Annotated in this window: 24 protein-coding genes; 13 read left to right on the top strand and 11 right to left on the bottom strand. The window is 72.9% G+C overall.

Annotated elements, in window-relative coordinates:
- Positions 1-61 precede the first annotated feature (61 nt).
- Together ACQPZG_RS27510 and ACQPZG_RS27505 are read right to left on the bottom strand one after the other, a co-directional pair.
- Entirely contained in the window at positions 62-1,687 is a 1,626-nt protein-coding gene (locus tag ACQPZG_RS27510; RefSeq protein ID WP_433549577.1) for a class I adenylate-forming enzyme family protein, read from the bottom strand.
- Between the two features lie 92 nt (positions 1,688-1,779).
- The gene (locus ACQPZG_RS27505; RefSeq protein ID WP_433548387.1) at positions 1,780-2,544 is read right to left on the bottom strand and encodes an SDR family oxidoreductase; all 765 of its coding nucleotides are present in this window, start codon (positions 2,542-2,544) and stop codon (positions 1,780-1,782) included.
- A 183-nt stretch (positions 2,545-2,727) separates the two neighbouring features.
- On the opposite strand from ACQPZG_RS27505, the gene ACQPZG_RS27500 reads away from it, so the two are divergent.
- From ACQPZG_RS27500 to ACQPZG_RS27490, 3 genes are all read left to right on the top strand, one after another.
- The gene (locus ACQPZG_RS27500) at positions 2,728-3,996 is read left to right on the top strand and encodes an exo-beta-N-acetylmuramidase NamZ family protein (protein WP_433548386.1); all 1,269 of its coding nucleotides are present in this window, start codon (positions 2,728-2,730) and stop codon (positions 3,994-3,996) included.
- 211 nt (positions 3,997-4,207) lie between these two features.
- Positions 4,208-4,819 carry a hypothetical protein gene (locus ACQPZG_RS27495; protein ID WP_433548385.1) on the top strand — a complete coding sequence of 204 codons (612 nt, stop codon included), beginning with the start codon at positions 4,208-4,210 and terminating at the stop codon, positions 4,817-4,819.
- A gap of 251 nt (positions 4,820-5,070) precedes the next feature.
- The gene (locus ACQPZG_RS27490; RefSeq protein ID WP_433549576.1) at positions 5,071-5,823 is read left to right on the top strand and encodes a 3-keto-5-aminohexanoate cleavage protein; all 753 of its coding nucleotides are present in this window, start codon (positions 5,071-5,073) and stop codon (positions 5,821-5,823) included.
- Between the two features lie 100 nt (positions 5,824-5,923).
- On the opposite strand, the gene soxR is transcribed toward ACQPZG_RS27490, so the two are convergent.
- A complete protein-coding gene (gene soxR / locus ACQPZG_RS27485; protein WP_433548384.1) occupies positions 5,924-6,385 on the bottom strand; it encodes a redox-sensitive transcriptional activator SoxR in 462 nt (153 codons plus the stop codon).
- A gap of 120 nt (positions 6,386-6,505) precedes the next feature.
- On the opposite strand from soxR, the gene ACQPZG_RS27480 reads away from it, so the two are divergent.
- On the top strand, positions 6,506-6,967 hold the full coding sequence (locus tag ACQPZG_RS27480; protein ID WP_433548383.1) for a MaoC family dehydratase: 462 nt from the start codon (positions 6,506-6,508) through the stop codon (positions 6,965-6,967).
- A gap of 11 nt (positions 6,968-6,978) precedes the next feature.
- Here the strand turns inward: ACQPZG_RS27480 and ACQPZG_RS27475 are convergent, their stop codons facing one another.
- The 3 genes from ACQPZG_RS27475 to ACQPZG_RS27465 all read right to left on the bottom strand — a co-directional run bounded on the left by ACQPZG_RS27475 (position 6,979) and on the right by ACQPZG_RS27465 (position 9,253).
- Positions 6,979-7,659, bottom strand: coding sequence for a TetR/AcrR family transcriptional regulator (locus ACQPZG_RS27475; RefSeq protein WP_433548382.1), 681 nt, complete (start codon positions 7,657-7,659; stop codon positions 6,979-6,981).
- A 94-nt stretch (positions 7,660-7,753) separates the two neighbouring features.
- Positions 7,754-8,041 carry a YiaA/YiaB family inner membrane protein gene (locus ACQPZG_RS27470; RefSeq protein ID WP_185030938.1) on the bottom strand — a complete coding sequence of 96 codons (288 nt, stop codon included), beginning with the start codon at positions 8,039-8,041 and terminating at the stop codon, positions 7,754-7,756.
- Positions 8,042-8,101: 60 nt separating this feature from the next.
- A complete protein-coding gene (locus tag ACQPZG_RS27465) occupies positions 8,102-9,253 on the bottom strand; it encodes an acyl-CoA dehydrogenase family protein (protein ID WP_433548381.1) in 1,152 nt (383 codons plus the stop codon).
- A 78-nt stretch (positions 9,254-9,331) separates the two neighbouring features.
- On the opposite strand from ACQPZG_RS27465, the gene ACQPZG_RS27460 reads away from it, so the two are divergent.
- From ACQPZG_RS27460 to ACQPZG_RS27450, 3 genes are read left to right on the top strand one after another with little or no spacing between them, the layout of a single operon-like run.
- Positions 9,332-9,982 carry a TetR/AcrR family transcriptional regulator gene (locus tag ACQPZG_RS27460; RefSeq protein ID WP_433548380.1) on the top strand — a complete coding sequence of 217 codons (651 nt, stop codon included), beginning with the start codon at positions 9,332-9,334 and terminating at the stop codon, positions 9,980-9,982.
- Between the two features lie 51 nt (positions 9,983-10,033).
- Entirely contained in the window at positions 10,034-10,783 is a 750-nt protein-coding gene (locus ACQPZG_RS27455) for an ArsR/SmtB family transcription factor (protein ID WP_433548379.1), read from the top strand.
- Positions 10,784-10,835: 52 nt separating this feature from the next.
- The gene (locus ACQPZG_RS27450) at positions 10,836-11,792 is read left to right on the top strand and encodes a DMT family transporter (RefSeq protein ID WP_433548378.1); all 957 of its coding nucleotides are present in this window, start codon (positions 10,836-10,838) and stop codon (positions 11,790-11,792) included.
- Positions 11,793-11,802: 10 nt separating this feature from the next.
- On the opposite strand, the gene ACQPZG_RS27445 is transcribed toward ACQPZG_RS27450, so the two are convergent.
- The 3 genes from ACQPZG_RS27445 to ACQPZG_RS27435 all read right to left on the bottom strand — a co-directional run bounded on the left by ACQPZG_RS27445 (position 11,803) and on the right by ACQPZG_RS27435 (position 16,866).
- Positions 11,803-12,885, bottom strand: coding sequence for a Zn-dependent alcohol dehydrogenase (locus tag ACQPZG_RS27445; RefSeq protein WP_433548377.1), 1,083 nt, complete (start codon positions 12,883-12,885; stop codon positions 11,803-11,805).
- Between the two features lie 277 nt (positions 12,886-13,162).
- Complete coding sequence (locus ACQPZG_RS27440) at positions 13,163-14,557, bottom strand: aldehyde dehydrogenase family protein (RefSeq protein ID WP_433548376.1); 1,395 nt, start codon at positions 14,555-14,557, stop codon at positions 13,163-13,165.
- 137 nt (positions 14,558-14,694) lie between these two features.
- Positions 14,695-16,866, bottom strand: coding sequence for a molybdopterin oxidoreductase family protein (locus tag ACQPZG_RS27435; protein ID WP_433549575.1), 2,172 nt, complete (start codon positions 16,864-16,866; stop codon positions 14,695-14,697).
- Positions 16,867-17,240: 374 nt separating this feature from the next.
- On the opposite strand from ACQPZG_RS27435, the gene hmgA reads away from it, so the two are divergent.
- From hmgA to ACQPZG_RS27420, 3 genes are read left to right on the top strand one after another with little or no spacing between them, the layout of a single operon-like run.
- The gene (gene hmgA, locus ACQPZG_RS27430) at positions 17,241-18,614 is read left to right on the top strand and encodes a homogentisate 1,2-dioxygenase (RefSeq protein WP_433548375.1); all 1,374 of its coding nucleotides are present in this window, start codon (positions 17,241-17,243) and stop codon (positions 18,612-18,614) included.
- 21 nt (positions 18,615-18,635) lie between these two features.
- On the top strand, positions 18,636-19,385 hold the full coding sequence (locus ACQPZG_RS27425; protein ID WP_433548374.1) for a GntR family transcriptional regulator: 750 nt from the start codon (positions 18,636-18,638) through the stop codon (positions 19,383-19,385).
- Positions 19,386-19,417: 32 nt separating this feature from the next.
- Positions 19,418-20,689 carry a type ISP restriction/modification enzyme gene (locus ACQPZG_RS27420; protein ID WP_433548373.1) on the top strand — a complete coding sequence of 424 codons (1,272 nt, stop codon included), beginning with the start codon at positions 19,418-19,420 and terminating at the stop codon, positions 20,687-20,689.
- A 226-nt stretch (positions 20,690-20,915) separates the two neighbouring features.
- Here ACQPZG_RS27420 and ACQPZG_RS27415 read toward each other — a convergent pair whose 3' ends face one another.
- Positions 20,916-21,191, bottom strand: coding sequence for a hypothetical protein (locus tag ACQPZG_RS27415; protein ID WP_433548372.1), 276 nt, complete (start codon positions 21,189-21,191; stop codon positions 20,916-20,918).
- Positions 21,192-21,416: 225 nt separating this feature from the next.
- Here ACQPZG_RS27415 and ACQPZG_RS27410 point away from each other — a divergent pair, with 225 nt between their 5' ends.
- Complete coding sequence (locus tag ACQPZG_RS27410; protein WP_433548371.1) at positions 21,417-23,120, top strand: serine/threonine-protein kinase; 1,704 nt, start codon at positions 21,417-21,419, stop codon at positions 23,118-23,120.
- Between the two features lie 20 nt (positions 23,121-23,140).
- On the opposite strand, the gene ACQPZG_RS27405 is transcribed toward ACQPZG_RS27410, so the two are convergent.
- Positions 23,141-23,950, bottom strand: coding sequence for an SGNH/GDSL hydrolase family protein (locus tag ACQPZG_RS27405; RefSeq protein WP_433548370.1), 810 nt, complete (start codon positions 23,948-23,950; stop codon positions 23,141-23,143).
- 203 nt (positions 23,951-24,153) lie between these two features.
- On the opposite strand from ACQPZG_RS27405, the gene ACQPZG_RS27400 reads away from it, so the two are divergent.
- Positions 24,154-24,561, top strand: a complete 408-nt coding sequence (locus ACQPZG_RS27400; RefSeq protein WP_433548369.1) for a hypothetical protein — start codon at positions 24,154-24,156, stop codon at positions 24,559-24,561.
- Between the two features lie 115 nt (positions 24,562-24,676).
- Positions 24,677-25,768, top strand: coding sequence for a GNAT family N-acetyltransferase (locus ACQPZG_RS27395; protein WP_433549574.1), 1,092 nt, complete (start codon positions 24,677-24,679; stop codon positions 25,766-25,768).
- The last annotated feature ends 184 nt before the right edge of the window (positions 25,769-25,952 follow it).

The following is a 25,952-nucleotide window of genomic DNA, read 5'->3' as shown; positions in this document are numbered from 1 at the left end:
GCACCTGCCTTGCTCGTCGCTTGTCCGTTGTCCGCATGCCGTCGTACGGGTGCGTTCGTGCTCACCGCGGGGAACGCAGTTCCCGTCGGAGGATCTTCCCACTCGTGGTCTTGGGAAGCTCCGGCAGGATGACCACTTCGCGCGGGTACTTGTACGCGGCGAGCCGCTCCCGGCAGTACGACACGAGCTCCTGGGGGCCGGTCCCCGCGTCGGGGAGCAGGCTGACGTACGCCTTGACGCTCTCCCCCCGGTACGCGTCGGGGACGCCGACCACGGCCGCCTCGCGCACCGCCGGATGGGTGTGCAGGACGTCCTCGACCTCGCGCGGCCAGACCTTGAAGCCGGACGCGTTGATCATGTCCTTCTTGCGGTCGACGACGTAGAGCCAGCCGTCGGCGTCCATGAAGCCGATGTCGCCGGTTCGCAGCTCGCCGTCCGGAAATGCCTCCGCGGTGGCCCCGGGCTGCCGCCAGTAGCCGGAGACGACCTGCGGGCCGCGCACCGCGATCTCGCCGTGCTCGCCGAAGGGCACGTCGGCGCCCTTGTCGTCGACGATGCGGACGACCGTGTCGGCCCCCGGCACACCGACCGACAGCGTGCCCGACACCGGGTCGAGGGGCGCCTCCTTCTCCGGCGGTACGGCAGCGCAGGGCGCCGTGCACTCGGTCAGCCCGTAGCCGTTGCGCAGGTACGGCCCGAAGCCCGCCCGGAACTTCTCCACCAGCGCCGGCGGCAGCGGCGCGCCTCCGCAGGAGATCACCTCGAACGAGGCGAAGTGCTCGCGCGTGGCGCCCGGGGTCGCTGCGAGCGCCATGAACGCCGTCGAGGGGCCGACGGTGTACGCGGGCCGGTGCTCGGCGAAGGCCTCCAGGACCACCTGGGGGTGGAAGCGGTGGGTGAGGACGAGGGTGCCCGCGTGGGCGAGGCAGACGGCCAGCTGGCAGACCATGCCGGTGATGTGGAAGAGCGGGGCGAGCGCGAAGTAGGTCGACCCCTCGGCGACGGGGTGCCCGGTGCGCTGCCGTTCCGCGTTGACCATGATGTTCCGGTGGGAGTTCATCGCCCCCTTCGGCGTGCCGCTGGTGCCGGACGTGTAACTGATCAACGCCGTGTCGTCGGGGCCGGGTGCGCGTTCGCGGGGCGCGTTCGCGCCCGCGCGGGCCACAGCGGTCAGATCGGCCGCGTCGGCCGCCCGGGGCAGCCGCTCGAAGTTCAGCACCCGTGGGTCGTCCGTGCTCTGGAAGTCGCGTTCGCAGCCCGTCAGCACGGTACGGACCGACGGCACGTCGGCTGCGGTCTCCCGCAGGTAGGCCGCCCAGGCCCGGTCGGAGCAGATCAGCGCGCTCGCCTCGGCGTCCTTGAGGACGTGGGCGGCCTCCGCCGACTTGTACATCGGATTGAGCGGGACGACCGTCGCGCCCGCCTTCCACGCGCCGAGCAGCGCGAGCACGAAGTGCGGCGAGTTCTGGAGCATGAGCGCGACCCGGTCGCCGGGCCGCAGGCCCTCGGCGGCGAGGTGTCCGGCCACCGAGTCCGACAGGGCGTCGGTCTCCCGGTAGCTCAGCCTGCCGTCGAAGTAGGCGAGCGCGGTGCGGTCGGGGGCGCGCCGGACGCTCTCCCGGAAGGCGTGCACCAGGGTGGGTTCGGGGTGCACGGGCGCCCGCTGGGCCTCGGTGAGCTGCGCCAGCCACGGCTTGGCCGCGTAGGGGGACCCGGCCGTCCCGGTGGTCGTCGTGCGCGGCGGTTCCGCCGCCGTCGCCGTGTCCCGCGCGGGCCCGGTCACCGGCCTGCCCCTTCCCACTTCTGCTGGAGGCGGTTCATGCCCGCCAGCCAACGCTCGGGTTCCGCCGCGCGCGCCCGGTAGTAGTCGGCCACCTCGGGGTGCGGCAGGATCAGGAAGCGGTCGCTCGCCATGCCGTCGAAGAGAGCGTCGGCGACGTCCTCGGGTTCGATGGCGGTGGGCGCCAGGACGAGGCTCCCGGCCGAGCCGGCGGACGTCAGCATGTCGGTCCGTACGCCCTGCGGGCAGATCGCGTGGACCTTGATCCCGCGGTGGCGATAGGTCAGCGACAGCCACTCCGCGAAGGCGAGGGCCCCGTGCTTGGTGACGCTGTAGGGGGCTGCGCCGATCATCGTCAGCAGGCCGGCCGCCGACACCGTGGACACGAACCGGCCGCTGCCGCGCTCCACCCACTCGGGCAGCAGTGCGCGGGCCGCCCGTACGTGGGCCATCACGTTGACGTCCCAGGCCCTTTCCCAGAGTTCCTCCCCGAAGGGGTCGCCGCCGCCGCCGACGCCGGCGTTGGCGCAGTACACGTCGATCGTGCCGCCGAGTGCCGCGCGTGCCTCCTCGACGATGTGCGAGGCGTCTCCGGGGACCGCCGTCGCGCCGATGTCCTCGGCGACCGCCTTGGCCCTGTCCGCGTCCAGGTCGTTGACCACGACTCTGGCTCCCTCGGCCGCGAACCTGCGGGCCAGTGCGGCTCCGATGCCGCCTCCCGCGCCCGTGACCACCACTGTGGCACCCTGCACCGCGTTCACCATCGGCCTGCCTCTCCCTGACGACTGCCTCGCAGACTAACCAGTCGGTATGCCGGGAGGAAAGGGCCCGGCGACACCGGTGGGGGTGGTGTGCGCGCGAACCGGGGCGCGTTCCGTTCCGCGGGAAGGCCGCACGGGCTAGCGTGCGCGGACATGACAGACCGTCCGATCCCGGAGGTTGTGCACATGAGCTTGTCCAGAAGAGGGCTGCTGGCCGCGAGCGGCGGCGCGGTGGGCGCGCTGGCCGCCACCGGGACCGCCGCCTCGGCGGCGTCCGGCCCGCCCGGAGCAGGGTTCGGCGGTCACCGAAGGGTCCGTACGGGCTTCGACCGGCTGGCCGACGACGGCTACCGGCTGCTGCACGGACGCGAGGTCGGCATCGTCACCAACCCGACCGGGGTGACCGCCGACGTGCGGCACGTCGTCGACGTGATGCACGCCGACGAGCGGGTGCGCCTGACAGCCGTCTTCGGCCCGGAGCACGGCTTCCGGGGCACCGCGCAGGCGGGCGGCTCCGAGGGCCGCCACACCGACCCCGCGACCGGGCTGCCGGTCTACGACACGTACCTGACCAGCGGCCGGAAACTGGCCGACGTCTTCACCGCGTCGGGCGTGGACACCGTCGTCTTCGACATCCAGGACGCGGGCGCCCGCTTCTACACCTACATCTGGACGCTGTACGACTGCATGGTGGCCGCGCGGCTCGCGGGCAAGCGGTTCGTGGTGCTCGACCGGCCGAACCCGGTGACCGGGCGGGCGGCGCTCGGGCCGGTCCTGGACCGGGCGTTCGCGACGTTCGTGGGGCGGGAACCGATCGCACAGGCGCACGGGATGACGGTGGCGGAGCTGGCGCTGCTGTTCAACGCGGAGTTCCTGGCCGAACCGGTGCCCCTGGAGGTGGTGCGGATGTCGGGGTGGCGGCGGGGCGACTTCTTCGACGCGACCGGGCTGCCGTGGGTGCCGCCGAGTCCCAACATGCCCACACCCGAGTCCGCGTTGGTGTATTCCGGCACCTGCCTCTTCGAGGGGACGAATCTGTCGGAGGGACGCGGCACGACCCGGCCGTTCGAGCTGCTGGGCGCGGAGGGCGTCGACCGCCGGTGGGCGGAGGCGGCGAACGGGGAACGGTTGGCGGGGGTGCGGCTGCGGGAGGCGTACTTCGCGCCCACCTTCTCCAAGTTCCAGGGGCGGACGATCGGCGGTGTGCAACTGCACGTGCACGACCGGGAGTCGTTCGACCCGGTGCGGACCGGGATCGCCCTGCTGGTGACGGCGAAGAGGTCGTGGAGCGGGTTCGCGTGGCGGCCGGACCACTGGATCGACAAGCTCACCGGGAACGACAGGGTGCGGACGATGATCGACGCGGGGGCCGGCACGGACGAGGTGGTGGGGGCCTGGCAGTCGGATCTCGCCACGTTCCGGCGGGTGCGGCGGGAGCATCTTCTGTACCGGTGACCGCCTCCCGCGGGGTGGTGGTGCGCCTGTTCTCCCAGCCCCTCCACGCGTTCGAGCATGCCATTCGAATCTGGAGGGGACGGGAGGGAACGGTGCGAATCCGGGCCAATTGTTCTCTGATGGGGCTCATCGGATTTTCGATGGAGCCGAAACGGGCACTCGTACGTCCATTCATCGACGCCGAAGTACCAGCGACGGAGGTGGCAGTGCGATGGCCGGTTTTCGGAGTCTCGCAAGACAGGTCCGTGATCCGAGGTGCGACCTTGCGCTCAGGCGGTATTCGCTGCGCAAGTGCCTGGAGAGGTTCGCCCCTTACGGGCACCGGGCGACCTGGGACCACCTGTGCTCCCGGCACGGGTTCGGTCCCGAGGACAGGTCGCCCGATCCTGCGCGGCTGGTGGCCGCGCTGGAGGAACTGGAGGAGGCGCGGGCCGTCTGGCTCGCGTACGAGGTGGCGTTCGCCGAGCGCCGCAAGCGGGAGAAGCACGACGGGCTGCGCCGGCCGGGCTCCTTCGACGACTGGCACCGGCGGACCTGGGGCGGTTTCGGGGTCGCCTGGTGCGACGACCCGGCGGTCCATCCGAAGGGCCCGCTGGCCGGGGTGCTGCGCGCACTGATCGCCGCACTGGAGTCGGAACCCGGCGGGCACTGTCCGGTCTGCACGTCGAGCCGGATCGTGTGGAAGCAGGACATGGTCCACGAGCCGTGGTGCGGGCCGGTCTGCACGGGGTGCGGGATCCTGGTGCCCCAGCCCGTCCTGACGGACGAGGCGCTGGCGCAGGCCCGTCGCGTCCGGCGCAGGGAGCTGGCGTCCGTGGGGTGAGCGCCCGGGGCGCGGCGGAGGCCATCCCCGTGGCGCCGCGTCCCGTGTGCGTGGCAGCCGGCTGCGCGGGAGCGGTGGTGCGACCGGCTCGGTACGGTAGGCCGCCGGAGAGGGAAGCGGGGCGCGCGGGGGTGTGGCGCGGAGGGGCGTCGCACTCCGACCGGAGGGTTTCCGCGCGACAACCGTGCGAATGCTCAGTGCATGGCTGAATGTCAGTGGTGGGTGCCACCATCGAATGCATGGTCGAGCCCTTGATTCAGGTCTGTGTGAACGGACAGCGCGGTCCCGGCGACGGAGCGGCGGTCCCGGTGTCTCCGGACGCGATGGCGCGGTCCGCCGCCGCCGCGGTGGCGGCGGGTGCGGCGGATGTGCACGTGCACCCCAAGTCGCCCTGCGGGGACGACACCCTGTCGCCCCGGGTCCTGGCCCAGACCCTCACGGCGATGCGCGCGGCGGTGGACGTGCCCGTCGGGGTGACGACCGGCGCGTGGACGGAACCGGAGCCGCAGCGCCGCGTCGAGCGCATCGCCTCCTGGACGGTGCTGCCCGACCACGCCTCGGTGAACTGGCACGAGCCGGGCGCGGAGGAGGTCGTCGAGGCGCTGCTGGCACGCGGTGTCGCGGTGGAGTCGGGGCTGTGGTCGGGTACGGACGGGGCGGAGCGGTTCCTGCGTTCCCCGCTGGCCTCCCGGTCGTTGCGGGTGCTGGTCGAGGTGACCGACCCCGATCCGCTGACCGCCGAGGACTCCGCGCTGCAGTTCCTGGCAGACCTCTCGCGCCGGGGCGCGGTGGGGCCCCGGGGGGACGTGTGCGGTGCTCCGATGCTGCTGCACGGCGAGGGCGGCGGGGCCTGGCCGGTGCTCGCGCTGGCGCGGCGGCTGGGGCTGGCCACCCGGATCGGCCTGGAGGACACGCTGCTGCTGCCGGACGGCCGGTACGCCGAGTCGAACGCCCAACTGGTCGGCGCGGCGCGGGAGATCCGGTGGCCGCGGGAGGAGGTCTGACCGGGGGTCGCGGACCGCGGGGCACGGGCCGCAGGGACACGGGCCGCTTACGGGGGCACGGGCCGCCTTCCGGGGGGAAGGGGCGGCCCGCCCCGGAACGCTACTTCTTCTTCTCGACCAGCAGCCGCGAGCCGCTCGCCTTCTCGCCGAACACGTCGTCGGGGTTGGACAGCACGCAGGTTTCCAACGACAGGCAGCCGCACCCGATGCAGTCGGTGAGGTGGTCGCGCAGGCGCCCCAACTGCATGATGCGGGCGTCGAGTTCGGCACGCCAGTTCTCGGACAGCCGGGCCCAGTCCTCGCGGGTGGGCGTGCGCTCCTCGGGGAGTTCGGCGAGGGCGTCGCGGATGGTGGCGAGCGGGATGCCGACGCGCTGGGCGGCCCGCACGAAGGCGACGCGGCGCAACGCGTCGCGGCCGTAACGGCGCTGGTTGCCCGAGGTGCGGCGGCTGGAGATGAGCCCCTTGGCCTCGTAGAAGTGCAGGGCGGAGACGGCGGCGCCGCTGCGGGAGGACAGCTGGCCGACCGTGAGCTCGTGGATCTTCTCTGGAATCTGCGGCACTCCGCGAAGCCTAGTGGCCATCCGTTGACAGGAACACGGGGGCCCGACCATGCTGAGCAAGCGCTTAGACAGTGGTGTGAACGGTGAACGCGGCAGCGCCTGAGCAGAGGGAGCACAAGGATGTCCGAGCCGAAGGTCTTCATGTCCGCCGAGGAACTGCGGGGCGGGGTGGGCGAGCAACTGGGGTACAGCGACTGGCTGGAGATCGACCAGAAGCGCATCGACCTGTTCGCCGAGGCGACCGGCGACCACCAGTGGATCCACGTGGACCCTGAGAAGGCGGCTGCGGGGCCGTTCGGGAAGCCGATCGCGCACGGGTACCTGACGCTGTCGCTGCTGCCGGTGCTCGTGCCGCAGATCCTCCGGGTCGAGGGCATGAAGATGGGCGTCAACTACGGGACGGGCAAGGTCCGCTTCCCCGCCCCCGTGCCGGTGGGCTCACGGGTGCGCGCCACCGCGGTGCTGACGGACGTCGCCGAGGCCGGCGGCGGAGTGCAGGTCACGGCGACGGTGACGGTGGAGATCGAGGGCGGCGAGAAGCCGGTGTGCGTGGCGGAGTCGATCTCCCGCTACTACTTCTGACCCGCCGGACCTCACGCGGACGTCGGCTGCTCCGAGGAGTCGGCGGCCACCATCCGCAGGACGAGTTCGGCGTACAGCGCGCCGACCTCGTCGGGGGTCCGCCGCCCCTGCACGTCGAACCAGCGCGCCACGTCTATGCACAGCGACAGCACGGCGAGCGTGGTGCCGGAAACGTCGGCGACCTGGAACTCGCCCGCCTTCACGCCGTCGTTGATGATGCGCCGTACCGCCGCGTCGCTGCGGCGGCGCAGCTGGACGATCTCCGCACGGTGCTCGTCGGCCAGCGCGTCCAGTTCGTACTGCACCACCCGCGCCGTGGTGTGGTGCGCGGCGTGCCACCGCACGAAGGTGGTGACGGCGTCCGTGAGGCGCTCGGCGGCGCTGCCGTCGCCGTCGGCGGCGCTCTCCAGGATGCGCAGGGCCTTGTCGTGGCCGATGCGGCTGATCCGGTGGAGCAGCTCCTCCTTGGTCTTGTAGTGGATGTAGAGCGCGGCGGGGCTCATGCCCGCGCGGCCCGCGATGTCGCGCGTGGTGGTGGCGTGGTAGCCGCGCTCGGCGAATGCCTCGACCGCGGCGACGAGCAGCCTGCGGGCGGCCTCGGGGGCGACCTCGGCCCAGGCGGGCACCTCGTCGGCGGCACCGCCGCCCGGCTTGCCGTCGGTGGTTTCCGCCGCGCCCTCCGCCGTGCTCATCGCTCGCCCCTTCGTCCGTCCGTACAGCAGGACGAACACCATACCCCGGCCCTCTGAGCAAGCGCTTAGAGCGAGTGGGGCGGAGCGAGCCGGGTCAGAGCTTCTGGAACGGGTCGTGCTCGGCCAGGATCTTCTCCAGTCGCGCCTGGTCGACCCGGCTGACGATCTGCCCGGCCTCCTGCTTGTCGCGGATCACCTTGGCGAGGGTGAAGGCGGAGGTGGTGAGGTAGAGGACGGCGATCGCCAGGAAGGCGCGGACCCAGCCGCTGGCGTCGAGGAAGAAGATGCCGATCGAGGTGGCGGCCAGGGCGACGGCGAAGGAGGCGACCGCCTGGCCGTAGAAGGCGCCGCTGCTCTGCTGCTTTACCTGTGTCTCACTCATGCGGCCACAGTGACCCGGATCACCCGGGCGCACCATCCGCTTTCGTACTCAGTCGGGTACTCAGAAGGCCGAAATCCCCGTCAGCGCCCGGCCGATGAGGAGCTTCTGGATCTGGCTGGTGCCTTCGTAGAGGGTCATCACGCGGGCGTCCCGGAGCAGTTTGCCGACCGGGTACTCGTCGATGTAGCCGTAGCCGCCGTACACCTGAAGGGCGTTGTTCGCGGCACGGACGGCGGCCTCGGAGGCGTAGAGCTTGGCCTTGGACGCCTCGGTGGCGAACGGCAGGCCGCGGTCGACCAGGTCGGCGACGCGCCAGGTGAGCAGGCGGGCCGCGTCGACGTCGACCGCGATGTCGCTGAGCAGTTCCTGGACGAGCTGGTGGTGGGCGATGGTCCTGCCGAACTGCTCGCGCTCACCGGCGTAGGAGAGTGCCGCGTCCAGTGCCGCCTGGGCGATGCCGACGCAGCCGGCGGCGACCGACATCCGGCCCTTGGCCAGGGCGGACATGGCGACGGAGAAGCCCTTGCCCTCCGGCGCCAGCATCGCGGAGGCGGGGACCCGGACGTCTTCGAGGACGAGTTCGGCGGTGGCCTGGCCGCGCAGGCCGAGCTTGCCGTGCAGGGTGCGGCGGGTGAGGCCGGGGGTGTCGGCGGGGACGAGGAAGGCGGAGACGCCCCGATGGCCGGGGGCGTCGGTGGAGCGGGCGAAGAGCAGGACGACGTCGGCCCAGGTGCCGTTGGTGATGAACATCTTGGTGCCGTTGATGACGTAGTCGTCCCCGTCGCGGACGGCCCGGGTGCTCAGGTTTCCGGCATCGGAGCCGGTGCCCGGCTCGGTGAGGCCGAAGCAGCCGACGGCTTCGCCCGAGGTGAGGCCGGGCAGCCACCGCTGCTTCTGCTCCTCACTGCCCCAGGCGGCGATCGTCTTGGCGACCAGGCCGAGCGACACGGAGACGATGCCGCGCACCGAGGAGTCGCCGCGGCCGAGCTCCTCGGTGACCAGGCAGTACGCGAGGTGGTCGCCGCCCGAGCCGCCGTACTCCTCGGGGACGGTGAGGCCGAGGAAGCCGAGCGCGCCGAGCTTCTTCACGATCCCTCTGTCGACGTTCTCGGCACGGTCCCACTCGACGACGTGCGGGGTGATCTCGCGGGTGACGAAGTCGCGGGCGAGCCGCTGGACGGCAGCCTGCTCCTCGCTGAGTTCCAGGTTCACGGACCACTCACCATCCCGTTCGTCGCACGATTAATTAGCACTGCTAGTTTCTGGTGTGCAGGGCCTACTATGTGCCGCATGGCCCGACCACGCAAGCCCCTCCTGAGCAGAGACCGCATCGTCGGGACGGCGGGCGCGCTCGTCGACTCGGAGGGCCTGGAGGCGGTGTCCACCCGGCGACTGGCGGCCGAGCTGGGGGTCAGCGGCCCGTCCCTCTACAACCACTTCCGCACCAAGGACGAAATTCTGGAGGCGGTCGCGGACGCGGTCTCGGCGAAGGTCGACCTGTCGATGTTCGACGAGGGCGATCCCCGCGACTGGCGCGAGGCGCTGCACGACTGGGCGCTCTCCTACCGCGCGGCGCTCACCGCGCACCCGCACATCGTCCCGGTGCTGGCCCGGGGCCCCGGGCGGCGGCCGGCCGGCCTGAAGGTCGCGGACGCGGTGTTCGGTGCGATGACGCGGGCCGGCTGGCCGCCCGCGCAGGCCACCCACATCGGAGCCCTCATGCGGTACTTCATCACGGGCTCCGCCCTGGGGTCGTTCGCCCGCGGCTTCGTGGACGACCGGACGGCGTACGACCCGGCGGACTACCCGCACCTCCAGCAGGCGCATCTGCTCGCGGACCATCAGGAGAAGGTGGACGAGGGGGCCTTCGGAACGGGGCTGCGGGCGCTGCTCGACGGGCTGGGGTGCCAGTACGAGGCGGGCGGCTACCGGAAGGGATGACGGTGCGACCGTTCGGTCCGCGCCGAAGGGTCACTGGGGCATGCTGGGGAGATGTCGCCCTCCTCCGGCCCCGCAGCCGCCCCCGCCGACACCGTCGCGCAGACGCCGCCCGGACTCAGGCTGGCCCACGTCGCCTCCCTGCTCGCCGACGAGACCCGGGCCGTCTTCCTCCTCTCCCTGCTGGACGGCCGCGCCTGGACGGCAGGCGAGCTCGCCCGGCAGGCGGGTGTCGCCGCCTCCACCGCGAGCGAGCACCTGAGCCGGCTCACCGCCGCCGGACTGCTCACCGAGGAACGGCAGGGCAGACACCGTTACGTACGGCTCGCCGACGCGGCGGCCGCTCAGCTCGTCGAGTCCGTCGCCGCGTACGCGCTGCCCGGCCGCGACAATCCGCACACCCTGCGCGCGGCGGGCGCGAGCAGTGCCATGGCGCGCGGGCGCACCTGCTACGACCATTTCGCCGGGCGGCTCGGCATCGCGATCACGGACGCGATGGAACGGCGCGGGCTGCTGCTGACGGGCAGCGGGTTCGCCCTCACGGACGAGGGGCTCGACTGGTTCGGCGGACTCGGTGTCCATCTCCTGCGGGCCAAGGGCCGCCGCCCCATGGTCGGTTCGTGCCTGGACTGGACGGAGCGCAAGCGGCACCTGGCGGGCATCGCGGGAGCGGAGCTGTGCCGGCTGGCGCTGGAGAGGCAGTGGTGCGTGCGGATCGGCAGCGAGCGGGCGGTGAAGGTGACGGCGGCGGGCGAGCGGGCCCTGTACGACCTGCTGGGCATCGAGGCAGACGCGCTCCGCTGACGCCGAACATACTTCGGTGACAGCCGAACTATTCGTGCCCTAGCATCGCGGCATGAGCAACTCCCCCTCCGCCACGGACCGTTCCGGCGGCCGTGCCGAACCTCTCGCCCTGGTCGCCGCCGGTGTCACCGTCGTGCTCTGGGCCTCGGCCTTCGTGTCGATCCGCAGCGCCGGCGAGTCGTACGCGCCCGGCGCTCTGGCGCTGGGTCGCCTGCTGTCCGGCTCCCTCGTCCTGGTGGCCCTCGTGCTGCTTCGCCGCGAGGGGCTGCCGCCGCGCGCCGCCTGGCCGGGAATCGTCACGTCCGGACTGCTGTGGTTCGGGGCGTACGCGGTCGCCCTCAACTGGGGCGAGCAGCTCGTGGACGCGGGCACGGCCTCCCTGGTGGTGAACGTGGCGCCGATCCTGATGGCGCTGCTCGCAGGCCGCTTCCTCGGCGAGGGCCTGCCGCCGCGACTGCTCGCGGGAATGGCGGTGTCGTTCGCGGGCGCAGCGATCGTGGGCGTCTCGATGTCGGGCGGCGGCGGAACGTCACTGCTCGGCGTGGGGCTGTGTCTGGCCGCGGCCGTGACGTACGCGATCGGCGTGGTCGCACAGAAGCCCGCCCTGGGACACGCCACACCCCTCCAGGCCACGGCGTACGGCTGCCTGATCGGTGCCGTCGCCTGCCTGCCGTTCGCCGGACAGCTGGTCCACGACGTGGCCCGCGCCCCGCTGTCCGCCACCCTCAACATGCTCTACCTGGGCGTCTTCCCGACCGCCCTGGCGTTCACCACCTGGGCGTACGCGCTGAAGCGCACGACCGCCGGGAAGATGGGCGCGACCACGTACGCGGTGCCGGCGATCGTCGTCCTGATGTCGTGGCTGCTGCTGGACGAGGTCCCCGGGTGGCTGACGCTGCTCGGTGGCGTGGTCTGCCTGGCGGGGGTGGCGGTCTCCCGGTCGCGGACCCGGCGGGGCGCGGTGCCCCCGGCCGGGGAGGACGCCGCCCGCGCCGCCGGAATCCGGTGAGTCGCGGGGCCTAGAACACCACCATCGCCCGGCCGCCCTTGCCCGCCAGCATGTTGGCGAAGGCGGCCGGGATGCCGTCCAGGGTGATGCGTTCGGTGACCATGGAGGCCAGGTCGAGGCGGCCCGCGCGCACGTGTTCGGCGAGGACCGGAAGGTCGCGGGCCGGGTCGCTGTTGCCGTACACGCAGCCGGTCAGGGTGCGGCCCCAGTGGAAGATCTCCAGCGCGTGGAAGGTGACCTGCTGGTCCTTGCCGCCGATCCCGACGACCGTCGTACGGCCCCCGCGGCGGGTGGACTCCCAGGCGGTGCGGATGGTGGCGGCGCGGCCCACGCACTCGACGGCGACGTCCGCGCCGTGACCGCCGGTCAGCTTCCGTACCTCCCGGGCGGTGGTGTCGGAGGCGATCAGGTAGTCGGTGGCTCCGGCCCTGCGGGCGAGTTCCTCCTTGGCCGGGGAGACGTCGACGGCGATGATCTGCGAAGCTCCGGCGATGCGGGCGGCCTGGAGGGCGGCGAGGCCCACGCCGCCGACCCCGTGGACGACGACGGTCTCCCCCTCGCGCACCCGGGCGCTGTGGTGGACCGCCCCGTATCCGGTGAGGACCGCGCAGCCCAGGAGCGCCGCGTCGGCGAGGGGGATGCCGGGCGGGGCGGGCAGCACGCAGGAGGCGTCGACGACGGTCTCCTCCGCGAAGGCGCCGACGTTCAGGCCGGGGTGGAGGTCCGTGCCGTCGGCCGTCGTACGGGCGTGCAGACGGGCGGCGCCGGTGAGGGCGTCGGCGCACAGCCAGATCTCGCCGAGCGAGCAGGCGTGGCAGACGCCGCAGGAGGGAGCCCAGTTGAGAACGACCTCGTCGCCGGGGACGAAGGCGGTGACGGCTTCGCCCACCTCCGTGACGGTGCCCGCTCCCTCGTGGCCGAGGACGGCGGGGGTGGGCAGCCGCATGGTGCCGTTGGTGAGGGAGAGGTCCGAGTGACAGACGCCGGCGGTGGTGAGGCGGATGCGCACCTGGTGGGGGGCGGGGGCAGGAAGGGTGATGTCGGTGACTTCGAGGGGGGTGTGCGGGGCGCGGAGAATGGCGGCGCGGGGCATGGGACGGGCTCCTGGGGGTCGCGGCGGGTTTCCGGGGGCGGGGGCGGGGCGTAGGGGGCGGGCTGCACGGGGCCGGGGGCGAGCTTCCGGCGGTGCCGGGGGCGCTGGGGGGACGGGGACGGGTACGGGGCCGGGCGCGGGGCACTCGGCGGGGGCCGCCCCCGGCCCGCCCCTTGCGCCCCCTCAACGGCCGCCCCGCCGCCCGAGGGAGCAGCCGGGGCGGGGGCGGGTGGCAGGAGGCGGCCCGCCGCCCGAGCGGGCGCGGGCGGCGGTGCGGTCAGAACTGGAGGGATTTGGTCTGGAGGTATTCCGCGAGGCCGTGCGGGCCCAGTTCGCGGCCGACGCCGGACTGCTTGTAGCCGCCGAACGGAGCGAGCGGGTTGAAGCGTCCGCCGTTGATGTCGACCTGGCCGGTGTCCATGCGGCGGGCGAAGGCGGTGGCGGTCTCCGGGTCCGCGGCCCACACCGCGCCCGCGAGCCCGTAGACCGTGCCGTTGGCGATGCGCAGGGCGTCCTCCTCGTCCTCGTAGCGGAGGATCGAGACGACCGGGCCGAAGATCTCCTCCTGGGCGATCGTCATGTCCGGGGTGACGTCGGCGAAGACCGTCGGCGAGACGTAGTACCCCTTGTCGAGGGGGGCTTCGGGGCCGCCGGCGACGAGGCGCGCGCCCTCTTCGACCCCCTTCTCGATGTAACCGCGCACACGGTCCTGCTGCTTGGCGTTGACGAGCGGGCCGACCCGCTCGCCCGGTACGTACTTGGCGACGGCGGCGGCGGCGAGCGAGACGGCCTCGTCGTAGCTGTCCCGGTGGACCAGCATGCGGGTCCACGCGCTGCACGTCTGCCCCGAGTTGGACATCACGTTGGCGACGCCGACGTTGACCGCCTTGGCGAGGTCCGCGCCGGGCAGGATGACGTTCGCCGACTTGCCGCCCAGTTCCAGGGCGACCCGCTTGACGGCGGCGCCCGCGACCGCCCCGATCTGCCGGCCGACGGCGGTCGAGCCGGTGAAGGACACCAGGTCGACGCCCTCGTGTCCGGCGAGTGCCTGTCCGGCGACCGGACCCAGGCCGGTCACCAGATTGAACACCCCGGCGGGCAGACCGGCTTCGTGCACCACCTCGGCGAAGAGCTGCGCGGTCAGCGGGGTGTCCTCGGCGGGCTTGAGGACGACCGTGCAGCCCGCCGCCAGGGCGGGTGCCACCTTGGCGACGATCTGGTGCAGCGGGTAGTTCCAGGGGGTGATGGCGCCGACGACGCCGACGGGCTCGGCGTAGACGGTGGAGGTCCCGAGCTTCTCCTCGAAGGGGTGGGTGGCGGCGAGTTCGGCGTAGGTGCCCGCGACGACGATCGGAAGGCCCGCGTGCACGGCTTCGGCGAGGGCGGGCGGGGCGCCCAGTTCGGCGGTGACGGTCGCGGCGACGTCGCCCTTGCGGGCGGCGAGGCCGTCGCGCAGGGCGGTGAGCCGGGCCGCGCGTTCGGCGGGCGGGGTGGCGGCCCAGGCGGGGAACGCGGCCCGTGCGGCGGCGACCGCCGCGTCGACGTCCGCGGCGGTGCCTGCCGGAACGTGGCCGATGACCTGCTCGTCGGCGGGGTTCACGACGGGGATCGTTTCCTGGCCGAGGGCGGGGCGCCACTCGCCGCCGATGTACATGCGATTCTGCGCCTGCATGGGGTCCTCCGCTGCGGGGTGGTGGGGTGGATGGGGCGCGCTTCCCGGGGCACGCCCACTCAAACTAGCGGTGTTAGTTTTTGGGCGCCAGGGGTGCCTTCCGGGCACTGCGCCCCGGGACGCGTCCGCCTCGCCCGCTACACCGCCTCCACCTCCACCTCGAAGCCGTTCAGGACCGCCGTCCCCGACAGCGGGTCCAGCAGCGACCCGTCCAGCAGCTGGTTCACGTTGACCCCCGGCTTCGCCTCGGCCACCGAGAGCCGCGTGCCCGGCCGGTCGTGCCCCCACCCGTGCGGCAGGCTCACCACTCCGCGGCGCAGCGTGTCCGTGACCTCGGCCGGGGCCGTGACCGCGCCGCCCGCGCCGCGCACCCGTACCTGAGCGCCGTTCGTCACGCCCAGCCGCTCCGCGTCCTGCGGGTGGATCTGCACCGTGCACCGGTTCGAACCGCCGTTCAACGCGGGCACGTTGTGCAGCCAGCTGTTGTTGGAGCGCAAGTGGCGGCGCCCCACGAGAACGAACGCGTTCGGGTCCTTCCGCGCGTCCAGGGCCCTCCGCAGCCGGGGGAGGTCGCCCGCGATCGGAGCGGGCAGGAGCTCCACGCGTCCGCTCCGCGTCTTCAGGACCTGGCCGAGACGCGGCTTCAGCGGGCCGAGGTCGATGCCGTGCGGGGCCGCTCGCAGCGCGTCGAGCGTGAGGCCGTCGTACGGGCCGAGCCGGAGCATCAGGTCGAGGCGGCGTTGCGGGCCGTCGGCGCCCGTGAGCTGCGCGGCCAGGGCCTCCGGGTCGGGGACCTCCGCCTTGGCGAGCAGACGCGCGACGGCGGTGTCGTCCACCGCCGAGGGGTCGGCCCCGTGCATGCCGCTGACGGCCAGCACCAGCCGGGCGTGGATCTCGCACTCGTCCATGCCGTCGGGGTCCAGCTCGACGGCGGCGGGCGTGAAGCGCACCTGGTCGTGCACCGCGAACCCGTTGAAGGCGAAGTCGAAGTGGGCGCTGCGGGACGGCGGCGGAGGCGGCAGGATCACGTCCGCGTGCCGGGAGGTCTCGTTGAGGTAGGGATCGACGCTGACCATGAGGTCGAGGCCGTCGGCGAGCGCCCGGTCGAGCCGGTCGCCGTCCGGGGCGGAGAGCACGGGATTGGCGGCGATGGTGATCAGGACGCGGATCCTGCCCTCCCCCGGCGTCTCGATCTCCTCGGCGAGGGCGGCGAGCGGCAGTTCCCCCTTGGCCTCGGGGTGGCCGCCGACCCGGCTCTTCCAGCGCCCGAGGGCGAACCCCTTGCCTGGCCCGGGGGCCCGCGGTGCGGGGGAGGTCGCGGAGAGCGGGAACAGGGCGCCGCCCGGCCGGTCCAGGTTGCCGGTCAGCACGTTCAGCACGTCGACGAGCCAGTTGGCGAGGGTGCCGAACTCGACGGTGGAATTGCCGACCCGGCCGTACACGGCGGCGGTCGGCGCGGCGGCCAGTTCGCGCGCCATCCCCCGTATCTCGTCGGCCGGCACGTCGCACACGTCGGCGACCGCCTCCGGGCTGAACGTGGCCACCGCTTCGGCGACCTCGTCCACGCCCTGGACCTGCTCCGCCAGTTCCCCGAGCGCGAGGAGCTTCTCGTCGAAGAGGACGTGGGCGAGCGCGGCGAGCAGGGCCGCGTCGGCGCCGGGCCGGATCGCCACGTGCCGGTCGGCGAGCCTGGCGGTACGGGTGCGGCGCGGGTCGACGACGGTGAGGGTGCCGCCGCGCGCCTTGAGCGCCTTGAGCTTGCCGGGGAAGTCGGGTGCCGTGCACAGACTCCCGTTGGATTCCAGGGGGTTGGCGCCGAGGAGCAGCAGGTGGTCGGTGCGGTCCAGGTCGGGGACCGGGATGGCGAAGGGGTCGCCGAAGAGCAGTCCGCTGGAGACGTGCTTGGGCATCTGGTCGACGGTGCTCGCGGTGAACAGGTTGCGGGTGCGCAGGGCGGTCAGCAGCAGGGGCGGGTAGAGGGCGCCCGCCATGGTGTGCACGTTGGGGTTGCCGAGCACGACGCCGACCGCGTCACCCCCGTGTTCCTCGATCACCGGCCGGATCCGGGCGGCGATCACGTCGAAGGCCTCGGCCCAGCTCGCTTCCCTGAACCCACCGCCCTCCGTGCGGACGAGGGGCGCGCGCAGCCGGTCGGGGTCGCCGTCCAGTTCACCGAACGCGGCGCCCTTGGGGCAGATGAAGCCCCGGCTGAAGACGTCGTCGACGTCCCCTCTGGCCCGGGTGACGCGGGTGCCCTCCAGGGTGAGCGTCAGACCGCAGGTGGCTTCGCAGAGCGGGCAGATCCGCAGGGCGGTGCGGGATCCCTCGCCGGTCGGGGCGCGGGATGCGGAACGGGGCGCGGCACGGGAGACGGCGCCGGTCGGGGCGTGGGGCTCGGCACTGGACGCGGTACGGGGCTCGGCACTGGACGCGGTACGGGGCTCGGCACTGGTACGGGACACGGGGCCCTCCGGGGGCACGACGGCGTACGGGCACCGCGAGCATACCGACCGGTACGCCTGTCGGGAATGGCGGAACGGGACGAGGCCGGGAACACCCGGCCGCCCGCACCGGAGCCGCGCTCACGCCCGCGACCCCACCCGCCCCGTTGACGTCCCGGATGCGGAATCCTACTGTCACCCATAGGATTCTCTTGAGCCCCTTATTTCACCGGGAGTGGACGATGAGCGGCAACAGCACGGAGCAGAGCGGCGGGCGGCGCGCCCCGCGGGACATCGAGCAGGACGTCGAGCAGGCGCGGAAGACCGCCGAGGCCCTGACGTACTCCTCGGGCTTCGGCAACGAACACGGCTCCGAAGCCGTTCCCGGCGCACTCCCCCATGGCCGGAACTCGCCGCAGCGCGCCCCGCTGGGCCTGTACGCGGAGCAGCTGAGCGGCAGCGCCTTCACCGAGCCGCGCGCCCACAACCGCCGGTCGTGGCTGTACCGCATCCGCCCGTCCGCCGCCCATCCCGCCTTCGAACGGGCCGACAACGGAAACCTGCGCAGCGCACCGTTCACGGAGACCGTTCCCGACCCCAACCGGCTGCGCTGGAATCCGCTTCCCGAGCCCGCCCCCGGCACCGACTTCGTCGCCGGCCTGTGGACCGTGGGCGGCAACGGCGACGCCGCCCAGCGCACCGGCATGGCGATCCACCTCTACCACGCCAACGCCTCCATGCGGACACGGGTGTTCAGCGACGCCGACGGCGAACTGCTGATCGTCCCCGAGCACGGCGGCCTGCTGATCCGTACCGAGTTCGGCCTGCTGCGCGCCGAACCGGGCGAGGTCGTCCTGATCCCGCGCGGCATCCGCTTCCGCGTGGAGCTGCTGACCGCCACCGCCCGGGGTTACGTCTGCGAGAACTACGGCGCCCCCTTCCAGCTCCCCGATCTCGGCCCGATCGGCGCCAACGGCCTCGCCAACCCGCGGGACTTCCGGGCTCCCGTCGCCGCGTACGAGGACGTCGAGGGTCCGGTGGAGGTGCTCAACAAGTTCTGCGGCAACCTCTGGTCGGCGACGTACGACCACTCGCCGCTCGACGTCGTCGCCTGGCACGGCAACCACGTGCCGTACGTCTACGACCTGCACCGTTTCAATGTCATCGGGTCGATCTCCTACGACCACCCGGACCCGTCCGTCTTCACCGTCCTGACCTCGCCGACCGACACCCCGGGCCTGGCGGGCGTGGACTTCGTGGTGTTCGCGCCGCGCTGGCTGGTCGGCGAGGACACCTTCAGGCCGCCGTACTTCCACCGCAACGTGATGAGCGAGTACATGGGCCTGATCGACGGCGCGTACGACGCCAAGGCGGAGGGTTTCGTCCCCGGCGGCGGCTCCCTGCACAACATGATGTCCGCGCACGGCCCCGACCGGGAGACCTTCGACCGGGCGAGCGCGGCCGAGCTGAAGCCGCAGAAGATCGACGACGGTCTGGCGTTCATGTTCGAGACGCGCTGGCCGGTGACGGCGACGCGGCAGGCGGCGCAGGCCGAACACCTCCAGCCGTCGTACGACGCGGTGTGGCAGGGTCTTGAGCGCCACTTCCGCCCGTAACCGCTCATACGGAGACCCCCGGTGACCGCCTTCGCCCCCGACTCCCTCGTGCTGAACCGCAAACTCCCGCTGTGGTACCAGGTGTCGCAGTCGCTGCGCGCCTCGATACTGGGCCGCACGTCCGACGCCTCGCTGCGCCTGCCCACCGAGGAGAACCTGGCCGCGCACTACGGGGTCAGCGTTCTGACGATGCGTCAGGCGTTGAAGGAGCTGGAGGCGGAGGGCCTGATCAGCAGGCACCGGCGGCGCGGCACGTTCATCGAGCCGGGGGCCAGGCGGGGCGCCCCGCGCCGCCTGCTCGGCTCGATCGACGCCGTCGTGGCTCAGCAGTCGGGCGAGCCGACGACGCTGCTGGGGCACGGTCCGGTTCCGGTTCCCGGTGAACTGGCCGAGTACTTCCCGGACGTGGCCGAGGTGATGACGTACCGCAGGCTGCGGCACGACGCGGAGAGCGGCGAACCCACCAACTGGGCGGAGAACGCGGTCCGTCCGGAGATCGCGGAGCTTCTCGAAGCCGGCGACCTGGAACGCTGGCCGATGACGAAGGTGCTGCGCGACCTCGTCGGCGTGCGCATCAGCCGCATCACCGACACCATCGAGGCCAGGCTCGCCGACCCGGAGACGGCCGGGCTGCTGAACGTCCCGCTGCTCTCCCCGATCCTGCACTACACGGGCGTGACGTACGACGTGGACGGGCGCGTGGTGGACGTGGCGCGCATCCGGTACCGCGGTGACCGGTTCTCCTTCTCGGTGACGGTGGAGGCGGACTGACGGCTCGGCCGCCGAGCCCCGCACCGCCTACCATGCGGGGCGTGAGCGACGTTCCCGAGGCACCGCAACCCCTTCCCGGCACCCCGCGGCCCGCGCCCGACGCGCCGCGGGCGGCCTCGCGGGCCGTGCTGCTCGACGACCTGATGCCGTGGTCCGTGGCTCCGCTGCGTCTGGGGCGCGGGTGGGTCATGGGCCCCGACCCGGCGTCCCTGCGGGCACGCTGGGACACGCTGGTACGGGCCGGGGCGCAGGCGGACCGGGAGGCGCTCTTCGGACCGACCCGGCTGCGTACGCCGCGCTCCGCCGTCGCCGCACTGCCCGGCCGGCGCACCGCCACCACCCGCTTCGCTACCGAGTCCGGGCGCTGCCCCGAGCCGGTCCGCGTGCTGCACGGGGCCTTCGACGAACAGTGGCTGATCCCCGACCACCGGCTGATCGACGCCGCCCGGCCCGAGCTGTGGCGGGTCGTCGACTCCACCCACCAGGTCTTCGCCGTCGAACAGGGGTACGTCCCGGGCTCGTCCGGTCCCGCGCTCCTCGCCACCGCCCTGCTGCCCGACGGCCGCTCCCCCGCCGGGCGCCCCGGCCGCATCCGTCCCCTGTACCGCCGCCCCGGCGGCCGGGAGCCGAACCTGGCCCCGGGTCTGCTCGACTTCCTCGGCGGCCGGTACGGGTACCGGGTCGTCCCGGAGGACGTGCTGGCGTGGGCGCTGGACGCGGCGCAGCCGTCGGCGCGCGGAGTGGTGGTGCCGCTGCCCCGCGACCCGGAGGTCTGGCGCGCGGGAGTGGAGTCGGGGCACCGGGTGCTCGCACTGCTGCTGCGCGGGGCGCGGGGCGGGGAACGCCCGCGGCTGCCGGGCGGGCGGCGCCCGTACGTACGGGCGGCGATCCCGGCGCGGCCGGGCACCCTGTCGTACGACGCGGAGGAGGCCGCCCTGCTGGTGGGCGCGACCGGCCGGATCTCGCCGGTGCCGCCGTCGGCCTGGGAGTTCGAGGTGGGCGGGGTGCGGGTGCTGGAGCGCTGGTTCGGGGAAAGGACCGCTGCCGCGCGGGCCGGTTCGCTGGAGGCGATCGGGCCCAGGACGTGGCCGCAGGAGTGGTCGTCGGAGCTGCTGGAGCTGGTGACGGTGCTGGCTCTGCTGGCCCGGGCGAGGGACGCCCGGCGGGATCCCGGTGCGGCGGTCCTGGGCCGGGACGAACTGTGCGCGGCGGAGGTCCTGCCCGCCCCGCCCCGGGCGCGCAGACCGGCGTCGGTGCTGGACCACCCGGAGGAGGGGCCGGGCGGTCAGTTCGCCCTGCTGTAGGGGCGCGTCGGGCACCCCCGGCCTCGACAGCCGCCCGCTTGCCCCCCGCACGCGCCCCGTGCCCGCGTCCGCACGCAAAAAACACCGCCCCCGACAATCCCCCCGTCTCCCCGCACGCGCCCCCTGCCCAGGGAATGACGGATGGACAGGCAGTGGGGCGACGGCGTCGAGACGGTGCGCTCGCCGGAGCGCGGTGCTCTCACGTCCGGAAGGAAGGCGGCTGCGCTCAGCCGCGATTCCCGAACAGCGATCTCCGCAGCCGCCTCAGCGGCGCGAACAGCGAGACCCGCGAGATGCGCGTGCCCCTGCTGGTGTTGCGCGTGCGCGGCACCTCACGCGAGGTCAGCTCACGCATCAGCATCGTCGCCTCGGCCGTTTCCCGCTGCGGGACGGCTGGGCCGCCGAGCACCGCGAGATGGCGGTCGAGCCGCGTGCTGGTCGCACTGCTCCCGCATGTAATGGCAGGCACCCGGGGCCTGCTGCGCACCGTTATCTGTTCCATGTCACTCCCCACCCGTACGAGGGCACCCGTCACCGGGCAGGTTAACCCTATCTCCCCGTCGTCACCCACGTGTATCCCGCCCACGGGATTCATTACAGGCGTACGGATGTTGACGGACCGTGACGGTACAAAGGGGCCGCAGCACAGCGGAGTTGAGCTAACTTGGAGTGGTTTCGACCATGATGCCGCCCTGCTGCGGATCGTGCGGATCGGGGGATGCGTCCAGTGAGCGAAGTTCCGGGCGAGGAACGGGTGGTGGCGGGTCGGTACCGCCTTCTGGCCCCCTTGGGGCAGGGCGGGATGGGCGTCGTGTGGCGGGCCCGCGACGAGGTGCTGGGGCGCGAGGTCGCGGTGAAGGAGGTCCGGGCGCCGGCCGGACTCGGCGGGACGGACCAGCAGCGGCTGTACGCCCGGCTGGAGCGGGAGGCGTGGGCGGCGGCCCGCGTCTCGCACCGCAACGTGGTGACCGTGTACGACGTGGCGACCCAGGACGGCCGGCCGTGGATCGTCATGGAGCTGGTGCGCGGACTGAGCCTGTCGGACGTCCTCGACGCCGAGGGGGCGCTCACGCCGCAGCGGGCGGCGCAGATCGGGGCGGAGGTCCTCGCGGCGTTGCGGGCCGCGCACGAGGCGGGGGTGCTGCACCGGGACGTGAAGCCCGGCAACGTACTGCTCGGGAACGACGGGCGGGTGGTCCTCACGGACTTCGGCATCGCCACCGTCGAGGGCACGTCCGCGCTGACGATGACGGGCGAGTTGATCGGATCGCCCGAGTTCCTCGCCCCCGAGCGGGCACTGGGGCGCACGCCGGGCCCGGAGTCGGACCTGTGGTCGCTCGGGGTGCTGCTGTACGCCGCGGTGGAGGGGAACTCGCCGTTCCGGCTGGACACCCCGCTCTCCACGCTGCGGGCGGTGGTCGACGAGGAACTGCCGCCGCCCTCCCGGGCGGGGGCGCTGCGGCCGGTGATCGAGGGCCTGTTGAGGAAGGACCCGTCCGACCGGATGCCGGCGGCGGACGCGGAGCGGTGGCTGCGGACCGTGGCTGCGGGCGGGCGGGCGCCGGGGGCCGCGGACACGGGGCCGCACGGCAGCCCGACGGTCACGGCGAGCACCCCGTACCCGACTCCGGCGCGGCCCGTGCCCGTGCCGCTGCCGGTGGGCGGCACCGGCAGCGGGTCGTTCGGGCCGGCGGGCGGTCGGACGGGGGTCACCTCCACCGTCGCGGGCCGGCCCCGGCGGGCGGTGGCCCTGCTCGCGGCGGGTGTCGCGGTGCTGCTGCTGGGCGTCGCGGCGCTCGTCCACGCCCTCACGCGGGACACCGGCAGGGACCGCGAGGCGGGTGGCGGCAGCTCGGGCGGCAGCAGCAACTCCGCCGGTGCCGGGGGGAGTTCGGGCGCAGCCGACGGCGCCGGCGCTACGCCTGCCCCCAGCGACACCGAGGACAGCACACCTTCGGGCAACGACGCCACCGGCGGTTCCACCGGGGGCAGCGGCGCCACCGGCAACGGTGCCGGCGGCACGACGACCGCCCCGCCGAAGCAGGGGGTGCGGGTGAGTGTGCACGCGGAGCGGGACAGTTATACGGGCAGGTGTCCGGCTCCCGAGGACGAGGCGCCCGCCTTCCACGCGACGATCACCATCGACCGCTCGCCCGAGAAGGTCGAGTACCAGTGGACGACCCGGAGCGGGGAGACCTCGGACGGTGAGTGGAGAACGCTGGACTTCCCGGCCGGGACCACCAACCAGGAGGTGCGGCACACCGAGTCGGCCCACCGGGCCGGTGAGACCTGGCAGGAGTTTGTGCTGCTCAGGATCCGGAGCCCGCGCACGGTGACCTCGACCCCGGTCGCGTTCTCGGTGACCTGCGACGGTGCGGAGCCTCCGCCCACCACGGGCGAAGGCTCCGCACCTCCGGCCACGCCCTACTGAGGGGCTGCCGGCATGGTCTCCTAGGCCGCCGAGGTCATGACCGGCAGGTAGCCGCCGGACTGTCCGGCGGCGGTGGGGTGGTAGGACTCGCCGATGTTGCTCCACTTCAGACTGTGCAGCCACGGTGCGCCGGTGCAGATCTCGTGGCCGGTGAAGGTGCCGGTCACTCCGGCGAAGGTGTAGCCGTGGTCGGCGGCGCGCTTCGCGGTCGCGGTGTTGAGGTAGTCGGACGCGTCGTTGATCGCCTTGCGGGATCTGTCGCTGAGGCCGACGGCGCAGCTGCCGCCGATCTTGTAGAAGCGGGGGTAGCCGAGGACGACGACGCGGGCGGCGGGGGCCTTGGCCCTGATACCGCGGTAGACGGTGTCGAGCTGCCCGGGGAGCGTGCTGTCGACGTACGCGCGGGCTCTGTTGATGCGGGTGATGCACGCGGACTCGCCCTGGAGCACGCAGGTGGTCATGACGTCGGCGAAGCCCGCGTCGTTGCCGCCGACGGTGATGCTGACGAGGTCGGTCGCCGAACTGAGCGCGCTCAGCTGCCCGCTGGTCACGTCGCCGGTACGGGCGCCGCTGCACGCGGCGAACTTGAAGCTGGCGGGCGCCGACTTGGCGGCCCAGAGGACGGGGTAGGCCTTGGTGCTGCGCTTGCAGTTGCCGCTCGCGGAGTCGTAGCTGCCCGCGCCGACGCCTGAGGAGTAGGAGTCGCCGAGGGCCACGTAGTCGACGGCCTGGGCCTGTTGATCCGCCTGTGCCGTCCCGGCCCCGGTGAGGACGAGGGCTCCGGCGAGCAGCAACGACGAGGACAGCGCGGTGGTTCGGGACAGTTTCATGGAACCTCCCTGTGGGGGGGCCGCATCAGATTGAGCAGGCCGCCTCAACCGTTGGTACCAGCCCCAGTGACTCGCCGGTAGTGTCCATGCCAAGGACATTCGGCCGGGATCTTCTGCACACTCTCTCCGCATCCTTGACGGGGCCGAGCCGACTGGGCGACATTGAAGTCCGGCATCCGGTGCTTCGGGGGGCAAAGTCACCCATGCAGACCAACTTTGACGTGCCGTCGGGGAGCCGCTCGGGCAGTTCGCGCGAGCTTCTTCCGCTCGCGGGCGGAGCGGCGTTCGCCGTGGCCGTCGCGGGCGCGGGGCTGGCGTTCACCGATCTGTCCTCGCCGCTGCGCGCGCCGTTCACCGTGTTCTTCCTGCTCGTCGCTCCGGCTGCGGCGGTGGCGGGCCTGCTGCGCGGGCTGTCGCCGCCGGGCCGGGCGGTGGTGTCGGCCGCGGCGGCGCTGGCGCTCAACCTCCTCGTCGCCCAGACGATGCTGGCCGTGCACCTCTGGTCGGTCCAAGGCGGTGTCGTGGCCGTCGGCGGGATCAGCGTCCTTCTCCTCCTGTTCACCCTGGTACGCCGGCCGGGCAGCCGTACGGCGGGAAGGCAGGGCACGTGACGTGAACTCCCCCGACCCGAACAGCAGGCGCACGGACGGCATCCACCACGACGACACCGACGCGCTCCGCTCCGCCGGCGGCGGTGCGCACGTCCACGGCGCCGACGGCGTCACCGTGTACCGACCGGCCGAGCTCAGCGACGCCGACCGGGCGGCGTGGAGCGCCCTGCAGTCCGAGGCCCATCTGCACGGAGCGCCCGAGCTGGCCAATCCGTTCCTCTCGCCGGAGTTCGCGCTGGCGCTCGGCCGGTGCCGGAGGGGGGTGCGGATCGCCGTCGTACGGGAGGGCGGGGAGCCCGTCGCGTTCTTCGCGTACCAGCGGTCCGCCGCGGGCGTGGGGCGGGCCCTGGGGCTGGGCGTCTCCGACAGCCAGGGCGTCGTGCACCGGCCCGGGTTCACGTGGGACGCCCGGGGGATGCTGCGGGCCTGCGGGCTCGCCGTGTGGGAGTTCGACCATCTCGTGCAGGGGCAGGGCCCGTTCGAGGCGGGGGCGAGCGGCAGCTTCCCCTCCCCCGTGGTCGACACCCTCGGCGGTTACGACGGCTACCTCGCCCACCTGCGGACGCACGCGCCGAAGTTCCTCAAGTCCACGCTGGCCAAGGAACGCCGGCTCCAGCGGCAGGTCGGCGACGTGCGTTACGTGCACGACGAACGCGACCCGGCGGTGCTGCGGACGCTGATGCGGTGGAAGTCCGCGCAGTACCGCAGGACCGGCCGCAGCGACCGCTTCGCCCAGGACTGGATCGTCCACCTGGTCGAGCAGCTGTTCCACACCCGCACCGACACCTTCAGTGGGCTCCTGTCGGTGCTCTACGCCGACGGGTGGCCCGTCGCCGCGCACTTCGGCCCGCGCTCGAAACGCATCCTCGCTAATTGGTTCCCGGCCTACGACCCGGAGTTCGCAAAGTATTCTCCGGGTTTGCTGTTGCAGCTCAAGATCGCGGAGGGTGCGGCGTCCGGGGGGATCGCGTACATCGATCTCGGGCGCGGCCAGAAAGAGTACAAGGACGCTCTGAAAACGCGGGAGGTCATGGTTTCCGAGGGGTGGGTGATGCGACACCATCCGGTCGCGTTCGGTCATCGCGCACACCGCACTCCGGTGCGCGCGCTACGGAATACGGTGGTGGCGCGGCCGGAACTGTTCGAACCCGCCGACAGACTGCTCAAGCGGATGGGCGAAATCCGATCGGGACGATTCCGGAAGTGACCGTCGAAGAACCGCCAAAGTCACAATAGAGCGAGGTCGGGTTCCAGGTCTTGCCATAAGGTCCTCGGCATCAATACCGTCGTACATCGACCCGCATCGGTCCATCGAGCACAGCGGCTCCAGGGGAGGGCTCAGGCGCCGCGAGGGGGTCCGGGGCGGGCGCGCGGGCAGGGGGGTGCCGTGC

The organism is Streptomyces sp. CA-294286 (assembly GCF_050947155.1).
Lineage (GTDB): Bacteria > Actinomycetota > Actinomycetes > Streptomycetales > Streptomycetaceae > Streptomyces.
This window is presented reverse-complemented; position numbering and strand designations above follow the sequence as displayed.